Origin of the sequence: Bacteroides salyersiae (genome assembly GCF_031172035.1) — a bacterium.
Classification (GTDB): Bacteria; Bacteroidota; Bacteroidia; order Bacteroidales; family Bacteroidaceae; genus Bacteroides; species Bacteroides salyersiae.
This window is the reverse complement of sequence record NZ_CP133452.1, coordinates 4,224,683-4,245,911: the sequence shown is the minus strand read 5'-3', so window position 1 is coordinate 4,245,911 and position 21,229 is coordinate 4,224,683. Positions and strand designations below refer to the sequence as shown.

At 39.2% G+C, this 21,229-nt stretch carries 19 protein-coding genes; 18 read left to right on the top strand and 1 reads right to left on the bottom strand.

Annotation, left to right across the window (positions count from 1 at the left end; translation table 11 throughout):
• Positions 1-6 precede the first annotated feature (6 nt).
• Positions 7-4,416, bottom strand: coding sequence for a translocation/assembly module TamB domain-containing protein (locus RB604_RS16045; RefSeq protein ID WP_070102084.1), 4,410 nt, complete (start codon positions 4,414-4,416; stop codon positions 7-9).
• A gap of 235 nt (positions 4,417-4,651) precedes the next feature.
• On the opposite strand from RB604_RS16045, the gene tsaD reads away from it, so the two are divergent.
• From tsaD to RB604_RS15955, 18 genes are all read left to right on the top strand, one after another.
• Complete coding sequence (gene tsaD / locus RB604_RS16040; protein WP_025819155.1) at positions 4,652-5,671, top strand: tRNA (adenosine(37)-N6)-threonylcarbamoyltransferase complex transferase subunit TsaD; 1,020 nt, start codon at positions 4,652-4,654, stop codon at positions 5,669-5,671.
• Positions 5,672-5,684: 13 nt separating this feature from the next.
• Positions 5,685-6,917, top strand: coding sequence for a competence/damage-inducible protein A (locus RB604_RS16035; RefSeq protein ID WP_007481134.1), 1,233 nt, complete (start codon positions 5,685-5,687; stop codon positions 6,915-6,917).
• 120 nt (positions 6,918-7,037) lie between these two features.
• The gene (gene rpmB, locus RB604_RS16030; protein WP_002560154.1) at positions 7,038-7,298 is read left to right on the top strand and encodes a 50S ribosomal protein L28; all 261 of its coding nucleotides are present in this window, start codon (positions 7,038-7,040) and stop codon (positions 7,296-7,298) included.
• Positions 7,299-7,319: 21 nt separating this feature from the next.
• Positions 7,320-7,508: a 50S ribosomal protein L33 gene (gene rpmG, locus RB604_RS16025; protein ID WP_002560155.1), complete on the top strand. Its 189-nt coding sequence runs from the start codon at positions 7,320-7,322 to the stop codon at positions 7,506-7,508.
• A gap of 19 nt (positions 7,509-7,527) precedes the next feature.
• On the top strand, positions 7,528-7,686 hold the full coding sequence (locus RB604_RS16020; protein WP_002560156.1) for a DUF4295 domain-containing protein: 159 nt from the start codon (positions 7,528-7,530) through the stop codon (positions 7,684-7,686).
• A gap of 144 nt (positions 7,687-7,830) precedes the next feature.
• Positions 7,831-8,790, top strand: coding sequence for a signal recognition particle-docking protein FtsY (gene ftsY / locus RB604_RS16015; protein ID WP_007481129.1), 960 nt, complete (start codon positions 7,831-7,833; stop codon positions 8,788-8,790).
• Positions 8,787-10,088, top strand: coding sequence for a 30S ribosomal protein S12 methylthiotransferase RimO (gene rimO / locus RB604_RS16010; RefSeq protein ID WP_055294392.1), 1,302 nt, complete (start codon positions 8,787-8,789; stop codon positions 10,086-10,088). Before ftsY ends, rimO begins: the two co-directional genes overlap by 4 nt.
• Before the next feature lie 75 nt (positions 10,089-10,163).
• Positions 10,164-10,436, top strand: a complete 273-nt coding sequence (locus tag RB604_RS16005) for an HU family DNA-binding protein (RefSeq protein WP_005931638.1) — start codon at positions 10,164-10,166, stop codon at positions 10,434-10,436.
• A gap of 15 nt (positions 10,437-10,451) precedes the next feature.
• Positions 10,452-11,900, top strand: coding sequence for an HU family DNA-binding protein (locus RB604_RS16000; protein WP_021935912.1), 1,449 nt, complete (start codon positions 10,452-10,454; stop codon positions 11,898-11,900).
• Between the two features lie 258 nt (positions 11,901-12,158).
• Entirely contained in the window at positions 12,159-13,154 is a 996-nt protein-coding gene (locus RB604_RS15995; RefSeq protein WP_005931642.1) for an AAA family ATPase, read from the top strand.
• Positions 13,155-13,206: 52 nt separating this feature from the next.
• A complete protein-coding gene (locus RB604_RS15990) occupies positions 13,207-14,076 on the top strand; it encodes a DUF58 domain-containing protein (RefSeq protein WP_055294395.1) in 870 nt (289 codons plus the stop codon).
• Positions 14,077-14,085: 9 nt separating this feature from the next.
• Positions 14,086-15,159 carry a membrane exported protein gene (locus RB604_RS15985; protein ID WP_025819156.1) on the top strand — a complete coding sequence of 358 codons (1,074 nt, stop codon included), beginning with the start codon at positions 14,086-14,088 and terminating at the stop codon, positions 15,157-15,159.
• A 48-nt stretch (positions 15,160-15,207) separates the two neighbouring features.
• Positions 15,208-16,191, top strand: a complete 984-nt coding sequence (locus RB604_RS15980) for a vWA domain-containing protein (protein WP_007481125.1) — start codon at positions 15,208-15,210, stop codon at positions 16,189-16,191.
• 54 nt (positions 16,192-16,245) lie between these two features.
• Positions 16,246-17,274 carry a VWA domain-containing protein gene (locus tag RB604_RS15975; RefSeq protein ID WP_005931652.1) on the top strand — a complete coding sequence of 343 codons (1,029 nt, stop codon included), beginning with the start codon at positions 16,246-16,248 and terminating at the stop codon, positions 17,272-17,274.
• Between the two features lie 8 nt (positions 17,275-17,282).
• Entirely contained in the window at positions 17,283-18,005 is a 723-nt protein-coding gene (locus RB604_RS15970) for a tetratricopeptide repeat protein (RefSeq protein ID WP_172680676.1), read from the top strand.
• A gap of 33 nt (positions 18,006-18,038) precedes the next feature.
• Positions 18,039-19,877 (top strand): BatD family protein, encoded by a 1,839-nt coding sequence (locus RB604_RS15965; protein WP_007481123.1) that lies wholly within the window; start codon positions 18,039-18,041, stop codon positions 19,875-19,877.
• A gap of 19 nt (positions 19,878-19,896) precedes the next feature.
• The gene (locus tag RB604_RS15960; protein WP_005931663.1) at positions 19,897-20,730 is read left to right on the top strand and encodes a tetratricopeptide repeat protein; all 834 of its coding nucleotides are present in this window, start codon (positions 19,897-19,899) and stop codon (positions 20,728-20,730) included.
• A 201-nt stretch (positions 20,731-20,931) separates the two neighbouring features.
• The gene (locus RB604_RS15955; protein WP_005931668.1) at positions 20,932-21,222 is read left to right on the top strand and encodes a hypothetical protein; all 291 of its coding nucleotides are present in this window, start codon (positions 20,932-20,934) and stop codon (positions 21,220-21,222) included.
• The last annotated feature ends 7 nt before the right edge of the window (positions 21,223-21,229 follow it).

Genomic DNA, 21,229 nt, shown 5'->3' with positions numbered 1-21,229 from the left:
TATTGGTTATTGTTCTTCGCGTAATCTCTTTATTTTGGATAGTGCATCGTTATCTGTGCCGATGGAATCGCTTTTTTGAACTTCTTCTTGTTTCCTTTCCATTCTTTTTTTCCGGTTACGGAGTTTCCATTTATTCCAGAAGAATAGCTCATTCCATTTATTGAAATCTTTCTTATACATTACTCCGACACCTTGTGTCGTCAAGTTTGTTTTGGTGTAGTAGTGGTCGTTGGTTTCATTGTATGCTTTCAGACGTACATCTCCCGAACGTGTCAACAACCATTCTGCTTCGAAGTCACCTACAAAGTTTGTATTTGCCATTGGGTTATCTCGATATCCAAAATTTCCATTGATAATCAATCGGTTGTTAAGCAACTGTCCGGAAAGAATTCCTTCCACCTCCATATCCGTCCAGCCTTTTTCTCCGGTACTGAGATTGGTTCCGATATTCCAGTTGTTATTATCGATAATTTGCGATAGCATATTGTTCAACTGTCCCGACAGGGTAGAGGACAGTACGGATGACATCATATCGGAACTTTGCCGTTCACCGGTATTGTTTTCCATATAGAATTTGCCAATACCCAATAGGTAAAGTATTTGCATGTTCATTTGCTCGTCTGTACTGAGGTAGTTACGCACCAATGCCTGTACTTCATCACGTTCGTTTGGTAACTCGATTCCTAATTTTATGGTAGGGCGTAGAAGAATGCCATTCAGATTCATCATGCAATTTACGCGGACATTGGGCTGTTGGATGATGGTAGAGGCATCCGGTATTAAGTCGTTCAGCGAAGCCGATGGCACAGTGTATGAAGCCTGTATATCTAATGTTGCATCGAGTGGGGGGCCATTGAAAGTGATTGTGCTTCCTTCTTTGATAATGAAGTCTTTGCGTATCACTTCTTGAAGACTGAACTTATAGATACCCTGTTGGATATGATAATTACCGAACATTTTCATGTCTCCTTTATTATAAAACTCCATACGGATGTTACCTGAGCCGCGCCCGCTGATATAATCTCCTGCTACAGGATCCATAATAATTTTCATAGTTGCGTCCGGAGTTGCGTCGACCAAAATGTTGAGACGTATATCGGTTTGCGACTCCTTTTTCTCTATTTTCTGTTGTACCTGCTCATAGAAAGAGACAAGCTGAACAGAATCTTGTATACTGCGTCGTGGTGTTTTATCTACAAATTTAATAAACTGGTTGTTTGTAGCCGAAGCAACGGTTCCTGTACTATATGTAAAGTTTGTATTCCGATTGGTAGTCATGGCTATATTGGCATCCAATCCGTCTTGTGCATTGCCTGTGAGAAGCGCGTTACCGGTTGCGTATACCGTTCCGTAAAAAGGAAAATCGGGTGACTCTTGCGTATTCATCACCAGCATGTTATTGACCTGGATATCGAATTGATATTTTATGTTTTTGAAATGTTCGTAATGAAGATATCCGTTTAATTTTCCCTGATGTCCTTCCATGTCGGCGATATGTATATTATCAAATGTAATGCCTTCCGGAGCCAAACGTATCGTGTCTTTAAGGGCAAATGACGTGTTGAGTATATCGAATTTCATAGAAGCGTCTGTCATCACTGCACCATCCAATGTTAAACCTTTGAATTTGCCATAAAAATGGACTTTACCGCTGGCACGTCCCCGGACATCTTGCGCTATTGATCGCATATAATGCTCCAGGAATTTGATATTCAGGTTGTTTGCGTCAATATTGAGATCCAGTCCGCTTGTCGGTTTGATGGGATAAATGAATCCGTTTACATGAGTCTTGGAAATATCTTTTTCTTGGATGTGTGCATCGAGATAAATACCTTTCTTCTCATTATCCCAGGCGCCATAGATATCCAGGTCACCCAATAATCCTCCGTTTAGGGTAAAGTTCATAATGGATAGACGTGTGTCGAGCACCGGTTTTTTCAATACGCCGCTGGCATAAGCCATACCTGTGGCATCTCCTTCGAAATTCACATCGTCCGAGATGCGTGCGATATCAAATACATAACCGATATTAATATCTTTCAAGTTTACTTTTACCGTGTCTTCCGGGTTGTCTGAGATGTGTCCGTCAACGCGTATATAACGGTCGGCATGGCTGAAGTAGAAGTCATTGATATCGATTTTACCCGAATCCACCACTACTTGTGAGGGGTGTACCTGCCAAATGGTATCATTTAAAATTACATCTGTCGGTTTTATGTCTACCAAGGCTTTCAATAAAGGCTTTTCACCTTCTGTACGCAGGAATTGTGCCATAGCAGCCAGTTGCCCGCTATAGGTGACGGCGGCATTGTTTCCCCAATTTATGGTTGTGTTAACTTGATCATCTTTGGCTTGTGCTTCTAAAGAGATATTGACAGCTCCGTTCTTTTTTTGGCTGGTAAAACGTACTTTTCCCATGAACTGATCGGATGGATTCTCGCAAAGCAGTAATCCTGATTCCAAGAAATTGTTTTTGTATTGTAAACGTGGGAAATATCCTTCTACCCGAATACGTCGCATCCGGTCATTGACATATCCCTTTATAGTGGAATGGGTATATATCTTTAAAGGAATATCAAAAATGCTCGATAAAATATCTACATTGAAAATATGAATGTCGAAACTGAAATTGTTATCTGTTTCGATCTGTTTTTTAGGAGGCAGAATGAGTGAGGGGATGTAACTGCGCATGATATTCATAATACTTGCCGGCAATGTAGGATATAGAAAACGCCCCTCTACATTGGCCGTCATAAACTCCGAGGTCAGTGCGAGTTTATTGATACCTGCTTCCTGCGTTGCTGCTACATGAAGGTTTTTCATGAAATACTCTTTCTCCGGAGCGGTAAACTGTAAACTGTCTATGTCGATATCTCCATTCATCTGATCGATGGAACCGCCTTTGAAATTTGCTGTGACTTTTACAGAGAATTCGGTATCCTCATATTTTTGTGTCAGATTCAGTTCGTGTGGGCGAAGATTCTTAATGGAAGCTTGAAAGTCGAAAGTCGGAATTTTCTCCACCAAATTGATACTGCCATTTACTGCCACTGAACCGTTTTCGTCATTTAGTTCCGCTTTCCCATTGAATCCGCCATGTTTGTATTCTCCGTCGAGTGTTATATTTTCATATTTATAGTTACTGTATTCGATGGCTGCTATCAGTCCTTTCAGTATGATGGATGGCCGTTGTCTGTCATAATGAGCACCTTTTACATCAAGATTGAATGTAACTTCTCCCAATTTGTTGTTATTAAGCAGTTTGCCCAGCTTGAAATCAATCGTCTTAATGGCTCCCGAATATGCGAACAGACCTTTCTCTTTATCCGAACTGAGTTTAAGGTCGGTCTTGACTGTCCCTATGTCTGTATGAAATAAGCCGTATGTAACAAGGTCAGTGAAGTATCCGGATATTTCACCTCGGAAAGATAGGTTGCCCAAGCGTTCTAATATAGGAGGGACCCCGTTATATTCTTTGTTTAAGTTGCGTACGAGGAATCCGATACCGTTGCTGTTGGCCGACAGTTTGGAGAGGTTACCGAAAATGAAAGCGTCTTGCGGATGTGACAGATCTTGCAAAGAAACATCTCCTTCTACTTGAAACTGATTTCCGGCATTAATGGCCAGTTTGGAGCAGTTTAACTGATTGATTGTGCCGTTTACATCCAAATCCAACTCTATTTTCTCTTTGAAATTGGATAATGCAGGAACAAATGGTGAAATATCTTTTAGTGTGACATAAGAAGGTAGTGTTCGGAAAGTGAACCGGACATTATCGGTGAATTGTTTAAATGCTCCTAAGCTATCGTAATCGAGGTGTATGGTATCCATTTTTAAAGAAGTACCGGGCAGGTCGATAGAAAAATTGTCTATAGACATTTTTTGGGCGTTGGCTACCAGCTTTAAACTTAACTTCTTGAGCTCAAATCCGGATTGCTCATCCACACTTAATCGTTTAATGGAGGCATTGATCGAATCGTTTTGTAACGCTTTCAGCGAAATATTAGCTATGATATTTTGTAATCGTACATGTTTGGAGTTGAATTTTCCCGGAGTTTCTTTTTCGGAAAATACATCATATGCCAATTTGCCGCGTCGAATCAATATGGAATTAATGCGCAGGTCGATATTTTTCTCTTTTTTAATTGTATCCTGCGATGCAAATGCATCAAGAACGAATTTAAAGTTAGGAGGTGAGTCTGGTGTTTTTTGGTTCAGGTTGATATTGAAGCCGAATAGTTGTACACTGCTGATTGTGATTTTTCCCTTGAAAAGGGGAAGTATTTCAAATTTGGCAGAAAGACGGGCAACTTTCAACATTTCTTTTCCCGATTGGTCATCGAGCAATACGTCATCTATGATGATACGGTTCAGTAGTCCCATATCTATTCTTCCAATGGTCAACTCGGTACCCATAACATGAGAGAGCTCTTTTGCTACAAATACAGCAGACTTTTGCTGAACAAATGGTATGTTCAACAAAAGAATTACTCCGATATATACTCCCAGTACGATACCGAGCACCCAACGTACAGTCTTTTTCAGCGTTCTGATAAGCGGTTACTTTTATTTAGCGAACAAAAATATAAAATAGTTCGTTATGAATCCTACTTTTATCATTACTTTTGCACCGTTTAAATATCAAAAAACTATGAGTACGATAATATTGGGAATCGAGTCTTCTTGTGATGATACGTCGGCAGCCGTTATCAAGGATGGATATTTGCTGTCGAATGTAGTCTCCAGCCAGGCCGTTCATGAAGCGTATGGCGGTGTGGTACCCGAACTTGCTTCACGTGCGCATCAGCAAAATATTGTTCCGGTTGTACATGAGGCATTGAAGCGGGCAGGGGTGACAAAGGAGGAATTGAGTGCTGTGGCCTTTACTCGTGGTCCGGGATTAATGGGATCACTGCTTGTGGGAGTTTCTTTCGCAAAAGGGTTTGCACGTTCGTTAGATATACCGATGATTGATGTTAATCATCTGACAGGTCATGTATTAGCTCATTTTATTAAAGTGGAGGGTGAAGAAAATAAACAACCAGGTTTCCCTTTTCTTTGTCTGCTGGTTTCGGGTGGAAATTCTCAGATTGTGTTAGTGAAAGCCTACAATGATATGGAGATTTTGGGGCAGACAATCGATGATGCAGCCGGTGAAGCCATTGATAAATGTTCGAAAGTAATGGGGCTTGGTTATCCGGGAGGTCCGATTATCGATAAGTTGGCTCGTCAGGGAAATCCCAAAGCATTTACTTTTAGCAAACCTCATATTCCGGGATTGGACTATAGCTTTAGTGGATTGAAAACTTCGTTTCTCTATTCGCTCCGTGATTGGATGAAGGACGATCCGGACTTTATTGAACATCATAAAGTTGATCTTGCCGCTTCGCTGGAGGCAACCATTGTGGATATTCTAATGGATAAACTTCGCAAGGCTGCAAAACAATATAAAATAAACGAAGTGGCTGTAGCCGGTGGCGTGTCTGCTAACAATGGATTGAGGAATGCTTTTCGTGAACATGCTGAAAAGTACGGTTGGAAGATATTCATTCCGAAATTCAGTTATACTACCGATAATGCGGCTATGATTGCAATTACCGGATATATGAAGTATCTGGATAAGGATTTCTGTTCAATGGAACTACCGGCATATTCGCGCGTTACCTTATAATATATAGTGAAGTATGTTTGCAGAAATTATCACAATCGGTGATGAGCTTCTTATAGGGCAAGTTACGGATACAAATTCCGCATGGATGGGGCGTGAGTTGAATAAAGCCGGTATTGAGGTAATTCGGGTTGTTTCGGTCCGTGATCGTGCGGAAGAAATAACCGAAGCCGTAGACGATGCGATGAAAAGGGTTGATATCGTACTTGTGACCGGTGGTTTGGGACCTACTAAAGACGATATAACCAAACAGACGTTGTGCACTTATTTTGGAACGGAACTGGTTTTCAGCGAAGAAGTATTTGAAAATGTGAAGCGGGTATTGGCAGGAAGAATCCCGATGAATGCATTGAATAGGAGCCAGGCAATGGTTCCAAAAGATTGCATTGTGATAAATAATAGGGTAGGCAGTGCTTCTGTCAGCTGGTTTGAAAGAGATGATAAAGTATTGGTTTCTATGCCGGGAGTGCCACAGGAAATGACTACTGTAATGAGTGAAGAAATTATTCCCCGTTTGCGCGAGAAGTTTGACACGGATATAATTATACATAAGACATTTACCGTAAAGAATTATCCGGAATCGGTTTTGGCAGAAAAGCTGGAATCGTGGGAAGTGGCTTTACCGGAATGTATAAAGTTGGCCTATTTACCGAAACCCGGCATCATCCGGTTACGATTGACAGGACGTGGAAAACAGAAAGAGGAAGTACGGATGTTGATGGATATGGAAGCAGGTAAATTGGAGGAGCTTTTAGGGGATGATATCTTTGATGAAGACGATACGCCTTTAGAAATCCTTGTAGGAAACTTGCTGAAAAAGAAGAATCTGACCGTATCCACCGCAGAAAGCTGTACCGGAGGAAGTATTGCTGCACGATTAACTTCTATCCCGGGAAGCTCCGAATATTTTAAAGGTGCTGTTGTGGCCTATTCCAATGAAATTAAAGAGGCATTGCTACATGTGTCGACTAAAACTCTTGAGAAAAGAGGTGCTGTAAGCGAAGAAACAGTAGTCGAAATGGTAAAAGGGGCGATGGAAACGCTAAAAACAGACTGTGCGGTTTCAACTTCGGGAATAGCAGGTCCCGGAGGTGGAACAAGGGAAAAACCGGTAGGCACTGTTTGGATTGCTGCTGCTTATAAAAATGAAATTCGAACAATGAAGCAAGAGACCGATCGGGGAAGAGAAATGAATGTGGAAAGAGCAGGAAATAATGCCCTTTTGTTACTTTTAGAGCTTCTGAAATGAAGAAAATATGTATTGTATAACGAATTATTTTCGGATTTACTTGTTTTATATCTATAAAAGTGCTTACTTTGCGCTCTGTTTGAAATAAGTATAGATAAAAACTATAAAAATAAGATAGAAATGTCGAAGATTTGTCAAATTACCGGAAAGAAAGCCATGATTGGCAACAATGTTTCACACTCAAAGAGAAGAACTAAGAGAACCTTTGATTTGAACTTGTTTAACAAGAAGTTCTATTATGTAGAACAGGACTGCTGGATCAGTTTGAGCCTTTGTGCTGCTGGTTTGCGCATTATTAACAAAAAAGGATTGGACGCTGCACTGAATGATGCAGTAGCTAAAGGGTATTGTGATTGGAAAACCATTAAAGTGATTGGCTAAACGTAGAGGAGAAAACTGATTATGGCAAAGAAAGCAAAAGGTAATAGAGTACAAGTGATTCTGGAATGTACAGAACACAAGGATAGCGGTATGCCGGGAACATCTCGTTATATCACAACGAAAAATAGAAAAAATACCACAGAAAGACTTGAGTTGAAGAAATACAACCCGATTTTGAAGAGAGTAACAGTTCATAAAGAAATTAAATAATAAAGATAGAGAATAACCCATGGCAAAGAAGACAGTAGCAAGTTTGCACGAAGGATCTAAAGAAGGTCGTTCTTATACTAAGGTTATCAAAATGGTTAAGTCTCCGAAAACTGGTGCTTACATTTTTGATGAACAGATGGTTCCTAACGAAAAAGTACAAGACTTTTTCAAGAAATAAGATAAAGTTGCAGTTTACTGCATAAAAAATCCTCTCATGAATTCATTGAGAGGATTTTTTTATGCGTTATTGGGTAGATTTTTTAGTTTTTCATTACTTTATTATATCTTTGTAGCATAATGTATTATACAAATAGTAAGTATCATGGGATTTTTTAGTTTTTTCTCGAAGGAAAAGAAGGAAACTTTAGATAAAGGATTATCTAAAACCAAGGAAAGTGTGTTCGGTAAGATAGCTCGTGCAGTAGCAGGGAAATCTAAAGTGGACGACGAAGTGTTGGATAATCTTGAAGAGGTGCTCATCACTTCCGATGTAGGTGTAGAGACTACACTGAACATTATTAAACGTATCGAAAAGCGTGCTGCAAGTGATAAATATGTAAATACTCAGGAACTCAATACAATTCTTCGTGATGAAATTGCTGCATTGTTGACAGAGAATAATTCAGAAGATGTTGCTGATTTTGATGTCCCTATTGAAAAGAAACCATATGTGATTATGGTAGTGGGAGTTAATGGTGTTGGGAAGACGACTACCATAGGTAAATTGGCTTATCAATTCAAAAAAGCCGGCAAGTCGGTCTATTTGGGGGCTGCTGATACGTTCCGTGCTGCTGCGGTAGAACAGTTGGTTATTTGGGGTGAAAGGGTAGGTGTGCCCGTAATTAAACAAAAGATGGGCTCGGATCCGGCTTCTGTGGCTTTTGATACATTAAGTTCGGCTGTTTCCAATAATGCTGATGTTGTAATTATTGATACGGCAGGACGTTTGCATAATAAAGTGGGATTGATGAACGAGCTGACTAAGATTAAGAATGTAATGAAGAAAGTCGTTCCGGATGCGCCGAATGAGGTATTGCTTGTGTTGGATGGTTCTACAGGGCAAAATGCTTTTGAACAGGCAAAACAGTTTACATTGGCTACTGAAGTAACGGCTATGGCAATAACCAAGTTGGACGGAACGGCCAAAGGAGGAGTTGTAATCGGCATTTCCGATCAGTTTAAGATTCCGGTGAAATACATCGGATTAGGTGAAGGTATGGAAGATCTGCAAGTATTTCGTAAAAAAGAATTTGTTGATTCCTTGTTTGGAGAGAATGCATGAAAAGAAAAACAATAGATATAATCACTTTAGGGTGTTCTAAAAATTTGGTAGATTCGGAGCAGTTGATGCGTCAATTGGAAGAAGCCGGATATAATGTGACTCATGACGCTGAGAAGCCGGAAGGAGAAATAGCAGTAATCAATACTTGTGGTTTCATTGGTGATGCAAAGGAAGAATCTATTAATATGATTTTGGAATTTGCCCAGGAGAAAGAGGAAGGAAACTTGGAAAAACTTTTTGTGATGGGCTGTCTTTCAGAACGTTATTTGCAAGAGTTGGCGATCGAGATTCCGCAAGTTGATAAGTTTTATGGGAAATTTAATTGGAAAGAGCTTTTACAAGATCTCGGTAAGGCCTATCATGATGAATTGTATATCGAACGTACGCTGACCACTCCTGAGCATTATGCTTATTTGAAGATATCGGAGGGTTGTGACCGGAAATGTTCATATTGTGCCATTCCTATCATAACCGGACGTCATGTTTCACGTCCGATGGAAGAAATTCTGGAAGAAGTGAAGTATTTGGTTTCCAGAGGGGTAAAAGAGTTTCAGGTAATAGCTCAAGAATTGACCTATTATGGGGTCGATTTATATAAAAAGCAGATGCTTCCGGAATTGATAGAGTGTATTTCGGATATTCCGGGAGTAGAGTGGATTCGTTTGCATTATGCTTATCCGGCACATTTTCCCACTGATTTATTCCGCGTGATGCGTGAACGTGATAATGTGTGTAAATATATGGATATTGCTTTGCAGCATATCAGTGATAACATGCTGGAACGGATGCGTCGGCATGTGACGAAAGAGGACACTTATCGATTGATAGAGCAATTCCGCAGGGAAGTTCCCGGTATTCATCTGCGCACGACTTTAATGGTCGGACATCCGGGAGAAACAGAAGTTGATTTTGAAGAACTGAAGGAATTTGTTCGTAAGGTTCGTTTCGATAGAATGGGGGCTTTTACCTATTCGGAAGAAGAGGGGACTTATGCCGCAAAGCATTATGAAGATTCTGTTCCTGCCGAGATTAAGCAGGCTCGTCTGGATGAACTGATGGATATTCAGCAGGGGATTTCGGCTGAGCTAAGCGCTGCAAAAGTCGGTAAGCAGATGAGGGTTATTATCGATCGTGTCGAGGGAGATTATTATATAGGTCGTACGGAGTTTGATTCGCCGGAAGTTGATCCGGAAGTGTTGATTGACCGTTTGGATGGAACGTCGCTTATTATTGGTAACTTTTATCAGATTGAGGTGGTTGATTCCGATGATTTCGACCTTTTTGGTAAGGTCGTTTGAAAGAAAAATCCCGAAGAATTTGCATTTTTGCTCAATAATGACTAATATAGCGTCGAACTTTTAAAACTTCAAGATTTGAATAATAAAGATTTTACTTCGGAATTGTCGCGCAGGTTAGGGTATACAATAAAGGATACGTCTGAATTGATGTCCTCTTTGTTGTCGGATATGACTCAGGAATTGCAAGAAGGGAATGTAGTAACGATACAGGGCTTTGGAACTTTTGAAGTAAAAAAGAAAGCAGAGCGTATAACGGTTAATCCGACAACCAAGCAACGTATGCTCGTTCCTCCCAAATTAGTGTTAGCATATAGGCCGAGTGGTCAGCTAAAAGAAAAGTTTAAATAAAAAAGACTCTCTCTTATGAACGAAAGACTATATCTGCAGAATTTTGTCGACCTGTTATCAGAAAAGCATGGCATGAATAAGAAAGATGCCGAAAAATTCGTCAAAGAGTTTTTTCTTTTGATAGAAGAAGCTTTGGAGAGAGATCGGTCTGTGAAGATCAAGGGTCTGGGGACTTTTAAACTGGTAGAGGTAGAAAGCAGGGAAAGTGTTAAGGTTAATACAGGTGAACGGTTTCAAATAGAGGGATATACCAAAGTGTCATTTGTTCCGGATACTTCATTACGTGATATTATTAATAAGCCTTTTGCTCATTTTGAAACAGTGGTTTTGAATGAAAATACAATTTTGGAAGATACTCCGATCGCTGAATCTGATGATGAAGATGTAATAGAAGAAACTGTATTGCTGAAAGAGGAAGAGGGAGAAGAAGAGATGGTTATGGCAGAGGGTGAAGGTAATCCGTCTGTGGAATCGGTAAGGTATGTTGATTTATCGTCAGAGACAGTTGCGTTAGCGGAAGAGGAAACTTCATTGACCGAAGAGGTGAATGGAAGGGAGGAAATATCTTCGGAAGAAACGAAAGCTGACGAAGTTCCTGTAGGAAAAATGTTGATGGAAGAAACCTCTGTACAGGAGATGCCGACTGTGGAAAGTGCATTGCCTGTAGAATCGATAGAGAAGGATGTCTTTTCTAATGATATTGAGGAAGGGGTTGTAGTGCTTATGAATCGGCCTTCGGAACCGGTGAGGGAGAAAGCGGATACAGTAGACTCTTCTCAGCCGACGGCTTCTTCTCAATCGACAGACTCTTCTCAGCCGACAGAATCTAAATTATCTGCAGAAGAGATTATTGCACGTGAATTGGCTACTTCGACACCCGTTTCGGCTCATGAAAGACAGATAAAAAAACATAGTAAATCCAAACATAAAAAAGGAGAAAAGTCACCTGTCCCTTATTTGATAGCGATAATTGTTATTGTTTTATTGCTGTGCGGAGGTGCTTTGCTTTTTATTTATTATCCTGATTTGTTTGAATCTGCCGATAGAATAGAAAAACTGGAAAAGCCTGTTAATGCCGTTAAACCTGTTCCTGTAGTGGCGATTCCTCAAGATACGATAATTGAGAAAGACACTGTTGGCGAAGTTGTTTCTCCTCCTACGGTAAAAGAAGAACCGGTAGTTGTTCCGGAACCTAAAAAAGAAGTGGAAGTGGTGAAAAAAGAAGATAAATCGGTTACTAAACCGGCACCTTTCAATCCCGATTCTGTAAATTATATAATTACGGGAACAAAAGCCACATATACAATAAAAGAAGGGGAAACACTTACCAGGGTTGCTCTACGCTTTTATGGAACTAAAGCTCTGTGGCCATATATAGTAAAATATAATCCGGATATTATAAAAAATCCGAATCATGTCCCATATGGCACAACGATTAAGATTCCAGAATTGGTTAAAAAATAAATAGATCGAATCATTTGCACCCGGATGCGGCATTACGCTGATTATCCGGGTGTTTTTATATATGTATATGAAATGTTATGAAACCAATAAACCGTATAAAAGTACCTTAATCTAAAGGTTTCGCATTGTTTTTTAATAAAAATTAGTTGCAATGGTTAATTATATAGCGTACTTTTGGAATCGAATTAAAAAGCCTTACAGAAACTAAGGACTTTATTATGATTTTGTGGTAATTAAACAATAAAATATTAAGTATTTATGGCTGAATCAATTGATATCCGCGAATTGAACGAACGGATTGAAAGACAAAGTGCTTTCGTTACCAATCTTACAACAGGCATGGACCAGATTATAGTTGGTCAGAAACATTTGGTGGAATCGCTTCTGATCGGACTGTTGTCTGACGGACATGTGTTGTTGGAAGGTGTGCCGGGTTTGGCAAAGACATTAGCAATTAAAACATTGGCGTCTCTGATTGATGCACAATACAGTCGTGTACAGTTTACGCCGGATTTGTTGCCTGCCGACGTTATCGGTACAATGGTTTACAGTCAGAAAGATGAATCATTTCAAGTAAAGAAAGGACCTATTTTTGCAAATTTTGTATTGGCGGACGAAATTAATCGTGCACCGGCAAAAGTACAGAGTGCCCTGCTTGAAGCAATGCAGGAACGTCAGGTGACAATCGGTAAACAGACTTTCCCTCTGCCGGAACCTTTCTTGGTATTAGCTACTCAGAACCCGATCGAACAAGAAGGTACTTATCCGCTTCCGGAAGCACAAGTCGACCGTTTTATGTTGAAGGTTGTGATTGATTATCCGAAATTGGAAGAAGAAAAATTGATTATCCGCCAGAATATTAATGGCGAGAAATTCAATGTGAAGCCTATCCTTAAGGCTGACGAGATTCTTGAGGCGCGTAAAGTGGTCCGTCAGGTTTATTTGGATGAGAAAATAGAACGTTATATTGTTGATATTGTGTTTGCAACCCGTTATCCGGAGAAGTATGATCTGAAAGAATTGAAAGACATGATTGGTTTTGGTGGTTCACCCCGTGCTTCTATCAACTTGGCTTTGGCTGCCCGTACATATGCATTTATCAAACGTCGTGGATATGTGATCCCCGAAGATGTGCGTGCGGTAGCTCATGATGTGCTTCGTCACCGTATCGGTTTGACGTATGAAGCGGAAGCAAGCAATATGACTTCTGATGAAATAATCAGTAAGATACTGAATAAGGTTGAAGTACCTTGATTTTAATTGAGTGATGAATAACTCCCGATTTTCAAATCTCAATTTTAAATAGATGGAAACAAGTGAAATATTAAAAAAAGTTCGTCAAATTGAAATAAAGACACGCGGATTGTCTAACAATATTTTTGCAGGCCAATATCATTCGGCTTTCAAGGGTAGGGGTATGGCATTTTCCGAAGTGCGTGAATATCAGTTTGGTGATGATATTCGCGACATCGACTGGAACGTAACGGCGCGTTTCAACAAACCTTATGTTAAGGTGTTTGAGGAAGAACGTGAACTGACAGTGATGTTGATGGTAGATGTTTCCGGTAGTTTGGAGTTTGGTACTGTTAAGCAGATGAAAAAGGATATGGTGACCGAGATTGCTGCAACATTGGCATTCTCGGCCATTCAGAACAATGATAAGATAGGTGTTATTTTTTTCTCTGATCGAATAGAGAAATTTATACCTCCGAAAAAAGGTCGTAAACATATTCTTTATATTATTCGCGAATTGATTGATTTCAAAACTGAAAGTCGTCGTACGAATATCCGTTTGGCATTGGAATATCTGACGAATGTAATGAAAAGGCGATGTACAGCTTTTATCTTGTCTGATTTTATAGATCAGGAGAGTTTCAAAAATGCAATGACGATTGCTAATCGGAAGCATGATGTAGTAGCTGTTCAAGTCTATGACCGACGTGTCTCAGAGCTTCCTCCAATAGGATTGATGAAGATAAAAGATGCTGAAACCGGACATGAACAGTGGATTGATACGTCATCTAAGGCTGTGCGTCAGGCACATCATAATTGGTGGATAAATAAACAGAGTGAATTGAGTGAGACATTTACGAAAAGTAATGTGGATTCTGTTTCTGTGCGTACTGATCAGGATTATGTAAAAGCACTACTCAATTTGTTTGCCAAACGAAATTAACGGAAGAAGATGAATAGAAATAGTTTTCTAATAATATTGTTGTTTTTAATATCGGGCAGAGTTGCTGCGCAATCTGTTACGGTGGAAGCCAAGATTGATTCTTTGCAAATTCTTATTGGAGAGCAAGCTAAGATACAATTGCAAGTGGCAATGGATGCTAAGCAACGGGCTGTTTTTCCTGTCTATTCCGATACGTTGATAAGTGGAGTAGAAGTGATTGAGACGGCTAAACCGGATACACAGTATTTAAATGACAGACAGAGGTTGCTGATAACACAGGAATATACTGTTACTTCATTTGATTCGGCCCTTTATTATCTGCCCCCTATGGTTGTGACAGTTGACAATAAAGAGTATAAATCAAGGGCATTAGCATTAAAAGTTTACTCGATGCCTGTCGATACTTTGCATCCGGAAATGTTTTTTGGGCAAAAAGCTGTAATGAAAGCTCCTTTTGCTTGGGAAGATTGGTATGGATTGATCGGATGTTCATTTCTTGCTTTACCTTTGTTGGCATTGCTTATTTATTTTATCATACGTATTCGCGACAATAAGCCGATTATTCGTAAGATAAAGGTAGAACCTAAACTACCGCCACATCAGGCTGCCATGCAAGAGATAGAGCGTATTAAGGCGGAGAAGGTATGGCAGAAAGGAAGGTCGAAGGAATATTATACAGAATTGACAGATGCTATTCGTACATATATAAAAGATCGTTTTGGTTTTAATGCATTAGAAATGACTTCTTCTGAAATTATAGATAAGCTGTTGGAAATGAATGATAAGGAGGCAATCTCTGATTTGAAAGAATTGTTTCAAACGGCCGATTTGGTAAAGTTTGCCAAGCATGATCCGCAGATGAATGAAAATGATGCGAATTTAATTAATGCTATCGACTTTATTAATGAAACAAAACAGCCGGAAGAAGAAAATCAAAAGCCGCAACCAACGGAAATCACTATTATAGAGAAGCGTTCTTTGCGTGCTAAGATATTGCTTATATGTGGAATTGTATTACTATCAGTTGCTCTTGTAGCTACTTTTGTATATATTGGAACACAGCTCTATGATCTTTTTGCATAAGTGGAGTAATTTCAATTGTAAATAGTAAATCGTAAAATCGTAAATAGAATGGTTTTTGCCAATATTGAATATTTATTTTTGCTACTGTTGCTTATACCTTATATCGTATGGTATATTCTAAAGTGGAAAAAGAGTCAGGCGACGCTTCAGATTTCGGATGCCCGAGTATATGCGCATACACCCAAAAGTTATAAAAACTATTTGCTTCATGCACCGTTCGTACTTCGTATCATAGCGTTAATATTGATCATTCTGGTACTTGCCAGACCTCAAACAACAGATAACTGGCAGAACAGCGAGATTGAGGGGATCGATATTATGCTTGCTATTGACGTATCTACCAGTATGCTGGCAGAGGACCTAAAACCGAATCGGTTGGAAGCTGCTAAAGATGTAGCTGCCGAGTTTATAAATGGTCGTCCGAATGATAATATTGGTTTGACATTATTTGCCGGTGAAAGTTTCACACAATGTCCTTTAACAGTAGATCATGCTGTATTGCTGAATTTGTTTCAAAGTATTAAGTGTGGAATTGTAACGGATGGGACAGCGATTGGTATGGGTATTGCTAATGCTGTGACACGTTTGAAAGATAGTAAAGCTAAATCTAAGGTCATCATTTTGTTGACTGATGGTACGAATAATAAAGGGGATATTTCTCCTTTGACTGCTGCTGAGATCGCTAAGAGTTTTGGTATTCGTGTCTATACGATCGGTGTTGGTACGAATGGTATGGCCCCTTATCCATATCCGATAGGAAATACAGTGCAATATGTAAATATGCCGGTGGAAATAGATGAGAAGACATTGACTCAAATTGCGGGAACTACAAATGGAAATTATTTCCGTGCTACCAGCAACTCTAAATTGAAAGAGGTTTATGAAGAAATTGATAAACTGGAGAAAACCAAATTGAGTGTCAAAGAATACAGTAAGCGTCAGGAAGAATATCGTTGGTTTGCATTAGCAGCTTTTCTGTGTATATTACTCGAGGTATTGCTGCGCAACTCAATACTTAAGAAGATTCCATAATATAATGTGATTTCGAGCATAAATTGTAAATCGTAAAATAGTAAATAAAAAGAGATGTTTCGATTTGAAGAGCCTACATATTTATATCTGTTGCTGCTATTACCGTTGTTAGCTGCTTTTTACTTGTATTCTAATTATAGGAAGCGGAAAGCGATTCGCCGGTTTGGTGATCCGATGTTAATGGCACAACTTATGCCTGACGTCTCTAAATATCGTCCGGATGTAAAATTTTGGTTAGTTTTTGTTGCAGTTGGGCTGTTTGCAGTGTTATTGGCACGTCCTCAGTTTGGTTCCAAGCTGGAAACGGTGAAACGTAAAGGGGTTGAAGTAATCATTGCACTCGATATATCAAACTCTATGTTGGCACAAGATGTTCAACCGAGTCGTTTAGAGAAGGCTAAGCGATTAATATCCAGATTGGTAGATGAAATGGAGAATGATAAGGTGGGAATGATAGTTTTTGCTGGTGATGCTTTTACACAGCTTCCTATTACAAGCGATTATATTTCTGCCAAGATGTTTTTAGAGTCAATTAATCCTTCTTTGATATCTAAGCAAGGAACGGCCATTGGCGCTGCTATAAATTTGGCTGCCCGTAGTTTTACTCCTCAAGAGGGAGTAGGGCGTGCTATTGTTGTCATTACTGATGGTGAAAACCATGAAGGAGGGGCAGTAGAAGCAGCGAAGGCGGCAGCAGAAAAGGGGATTCAAGTTAGTGTTTTGGGAGTAGGACTTCCAGACGGTGCTCCGATTCCTGTTGAAGGTACAAATGATTATCGCCGTGATCGAGATGGAAATGTAGTTGTTACTCGTCTCAATGAGGCTATGTGTCAGGAGATAGCTAAAGACGGTAAAGGTATTTATGTACGTGTTGACAATTCGAATTCTGCGCAGAAAGCTATAAACCAAGAGATCAATAAAATGGCGAAATCTGATGTCGAATCAAAAGTGTATACTCAATTCAATGAGCAGTTTCAGGCTGTTGCATGGATTATATTGCTTTTATTGTTAGCCGAAATGTTGATATTGGAACGTAAGAATCCGTTGTTTAAGAACATTCATTTGTTCTCTAATAAGAAGTAATTATGCTTATGTCAAGAAGTAAATATATTCTGTTTGCCGTGTTTGCGTTATTGGCGGCTGGTGCATTTGCACAAAAGGCAGAGAGAGATTATATCCGTAAGGGAAACCGTTTCTTTAATGATAGTGTTTTTGTAGATGCTGAGGTGAATTACCGGAAGGCATTGGAGGCAAATCCTAAATCTACTGTCTCTATGTATAATTTAGGAAATACGTTGTCTCAACAACAGAAGTTTAAAGAAGCTATGGAACAATACGTAGCTGCTGGTAAAATTGAAAAAGATAAGATGAAGCTGGCGCATATTTATCATAATATGGGAGTTTTGTTTCAAGCTGGAAAAGATTACGGACAGGCGGTAGAAGCCTATAAAATGTCATTGCGGAATAATCCGAAAGATGATGAGACGCGTTACAATCTTGCTTTGGCACAGAAATTGTTGAAAGATCAACAACAAAATCAGCAAAACCAAGATCAAAATCAGGATCAGAACAAAGATAATCAGGAAAATAAGCAAGATCAAAAGCAAGACCAGAATAAACAGAATAATGATCAAAAGCAAGATGATCAGCAACAACAGCAACCTCCGAAGCCGGAAAAGAAAGAGAATGAGATGTCGAAGGAGAATGCTGAGCAGTTACTTAATTCGGTGATGCAGGATGAGAAAGAGACCCAGGATAAGGTTAAGAAGCAACAACAGGTAATTCAGGGAGGGCGTCTCGAGAAAGATTGGTAATAATAGAATAAGATAATAAAAACTTCAAAGGAAATGAGAAAACTGATTTTCTTATTGATAACATTGGTAACAGTGAGCACTAATGTGTTTGCCGATAGCAAAATGTCGTTTGCCGCATCTGCACCTGATGTAGTGGTGGTAGGAGACCAGTTTAGGCTGACCTATACAGTGACAACACAGAAAGTGAGAGATTTTCGTGCACCCTCTATCAAAGGGTTTGATGTACTGATGGGCCCTACCCGGAGTACATTCAGTAATACTCAGATCATCAATGGTGCAATGTCTTCAGAAAGTGGGATAACTTTTACTTACATTTTGATGGCAACAACAGAAGGAGATTATTCGATTCCCGGTGCTACGATTACAGCAGATGGAGATCAGATGGTTTCCAATTCGGTAAAAATAAAAGTGCTTCCGCCTGATCAAAACACGGGTGCTGCAGGGGCAACTCAAGGAAATGCTGCTTCGGGTAGATCGGCATCTTCTTCAACAAGTGTATCCAATCAGGATCTTTTTGTTACGGCAACGGCCAGTAAAACTACAGTTTATGAGCAAGAGGCTTTGTTACTGACTTATAAGATCTATACGCGTGAATCACAATTGGGATTTGATAATGTTAAGTTGCCGGATTTTAAAGGATTTCATTCTCAAGAGATAGAACGTCCTGCCAATGCTAAATGGTCTCAGGAACATTATAAGGGAAGAAACTATTATACTACTGTATATCGTCAGTTTGTGTTATTTCCTCAACAGTCTGGAAAATTGGTTATTGAGCCAGCACGTTTTGACGCTTCAATAGCAAAAGCTGTTAGGAGTGCAGATCCTTTCGATGCATTTTTTAATGGAGGAAGTAATGTAGTAGAGGTAAAGAAGACACTTACTACACCTGCTATAACAATTAATGTAAATGCACTTCCTTCAGGGAAACCTGCCGACTTTTCCGGTGGTGTAGGAGAGTTTAATATAACTTCTTCTATCAAGAGTAAGGAAGTAAAAACTAATGACGCAATAACCTTGAAACTTGTTATTTCGGGGATAGGAAATCTTAAATTACTTTCTAATCCGGAAGTTAAGTTCCCGGAAGATTTTGAGGTATATGCTCCTAAAGTAGATAGTCAGGTTCGTTTAACACCTAATGGATTATCAGGTAACCGTGTAATTGAATATTTGGCAATTCCCCGTCATGCTGGTGATTATAAAATTCCTGCCGTGACGTTCTCTTATTTTGATATTAAATCAAAATCTTATAAAACATTGAGAACGGAGGATTATGAAATAAAAGTGGAAAAAGGAGCAGGTAATGCAGACCAAGTGATTGCAAACTTTACAAATAAAGAAGATCTGAAAGTTTTAGGTGAGGATATTCGTTATATAAAGTTGAAAGATGTAACATTGCAACCTAAGGGCAGTTTCTTTTATGGTTCATTTGTATATTGGCTGTTTTATATAATTCCTGCTATAATTTTCATCGTATTGTTTATTGTTTATCGTAAACAGGCTGCAGAAAATGCCAATGTGGCTAAGATGCGCACGAAGAAAGCTAATAAAGTTGCTACAAAACGCATGAAGTTGGCAGGTAAATTGCTTGCGGAGAATAAAAAGGATGCGTTCTATGACGAGGTATTGAAAGCTTTGTGGGGATATATCAGCGATAAACTGAATATTCCGGTATCACGTTTGTCTAAAGATAATGTGGAAGAGAAGCTAAGAAACTATGGGGTGAGCGACGAATTGATTAAGGAATTCCTGGATGCTTTGAATGAATGCGAGTTCGCACGTTTTGCTCCTGGAGATGAAAATCAGGCTATGGACAAAGTTTACACCTCCTCTTTGGCGGTGATGAGTAAAATGGAAAATTCAATAAAACATTAAATTAGAAGAGATTAACATCATGAAAAAAATATTGTTTTTTGCATTTGGGGTATGGATATCGATTGTCTCTTTCGGACAAGGGCAGGCTGTGAAAGATAGTTTGCAGGCCATAGTAGGAGATTCTATCGGTAACAGTTTACAGCAGATTTCTTCCAGTTTAGAAGATGCCACAAAGGCCGAAGGAGACAGTGCATATATGAAGAACGATTATGCTTCTGCTATTCAGATTTATGAAGCATTGTTGAATCGGGGGGAGGCAGCTGATATATATTATAATCTTGGAAATAGTTATTATAAGGCTGGTGATATTGCTAAAGCTATATTGAATTACGAACGTGCGCTGTTGCTTCAGCCGGGTAATGGTGATATTCGCGCGAATTTAGAGATTGCCCGTTCAAAGACGGTTGATAAAGTGGAGCCGGTTCCGGAAATATTTTTTGTATCTTGGACTAAATCATTGATTAATAGTATGAGCGTTGATTCTTGGGCTGTTTGTGGAGTTGTTTGTTTCATATTATTGATTGTATCTCTTTATCTTTTTATCTTCTCTAAGCAAATTGTGCTAAAGAAAGCAGGTTTTATAAGTGGCATTGTTTTTCTGGCTGTAACAATACTGGCAAATGTGTTTGCAAATCAGCAGAAAGATGAGTTGACGAATCGTAATAGTGCCATTGTGATAAATCCCAGTGTAACAGTACGTAGTACTCCAAGCGAAAGTGGAACAAGTTTGTTTATACTTCACGAAGGTCATAAAGTGGGTGTAAAAGACGGTTCAATGAAAGATTGGAAGGAGATACGTCTGGAAGATGGAAAAGTAGGTTGGGTACCAGCTTCTGCTATTGAAATTATTTGAAAATATTGATTTTGTTATATTGATAAAAATCCTCGCATAGATATCTTGTGCGGGGATTTTTTTATTTATCAGTCGCTAAATGCCCCCATTTTTCTAAATTAAGAAAAAAAACAAGTAAATAGTTTGTTTTATCTTTTTTTTTCCTTAAGTTTATAGCGTGATACTGATTCACACTATTATTAACCATTAAATTTATGTGACATGAGGACAATAACATTCAATGAACTTCGTAAGATTAAAGATTCATTGCCCAGCGGTAGCATGCATAGAATAGCTGATGAACTTGGTTTGCACGTCGATACAGTGCGAAACTTTTTCGGAGGACATAATTTTAAAGAGGGTAAGAGTGTCGGAATACATTTAGAGCCCGGTCCGGACGGTGGCTTAGTGATGATTGATGATACTACCGTACTTGACCGGGCTCTTCGCATTCTTGATGAATTGAATATGAGTATGCAAAAGGAAGAGGCTACCGAATCTGTACAGGCATGATGAAATG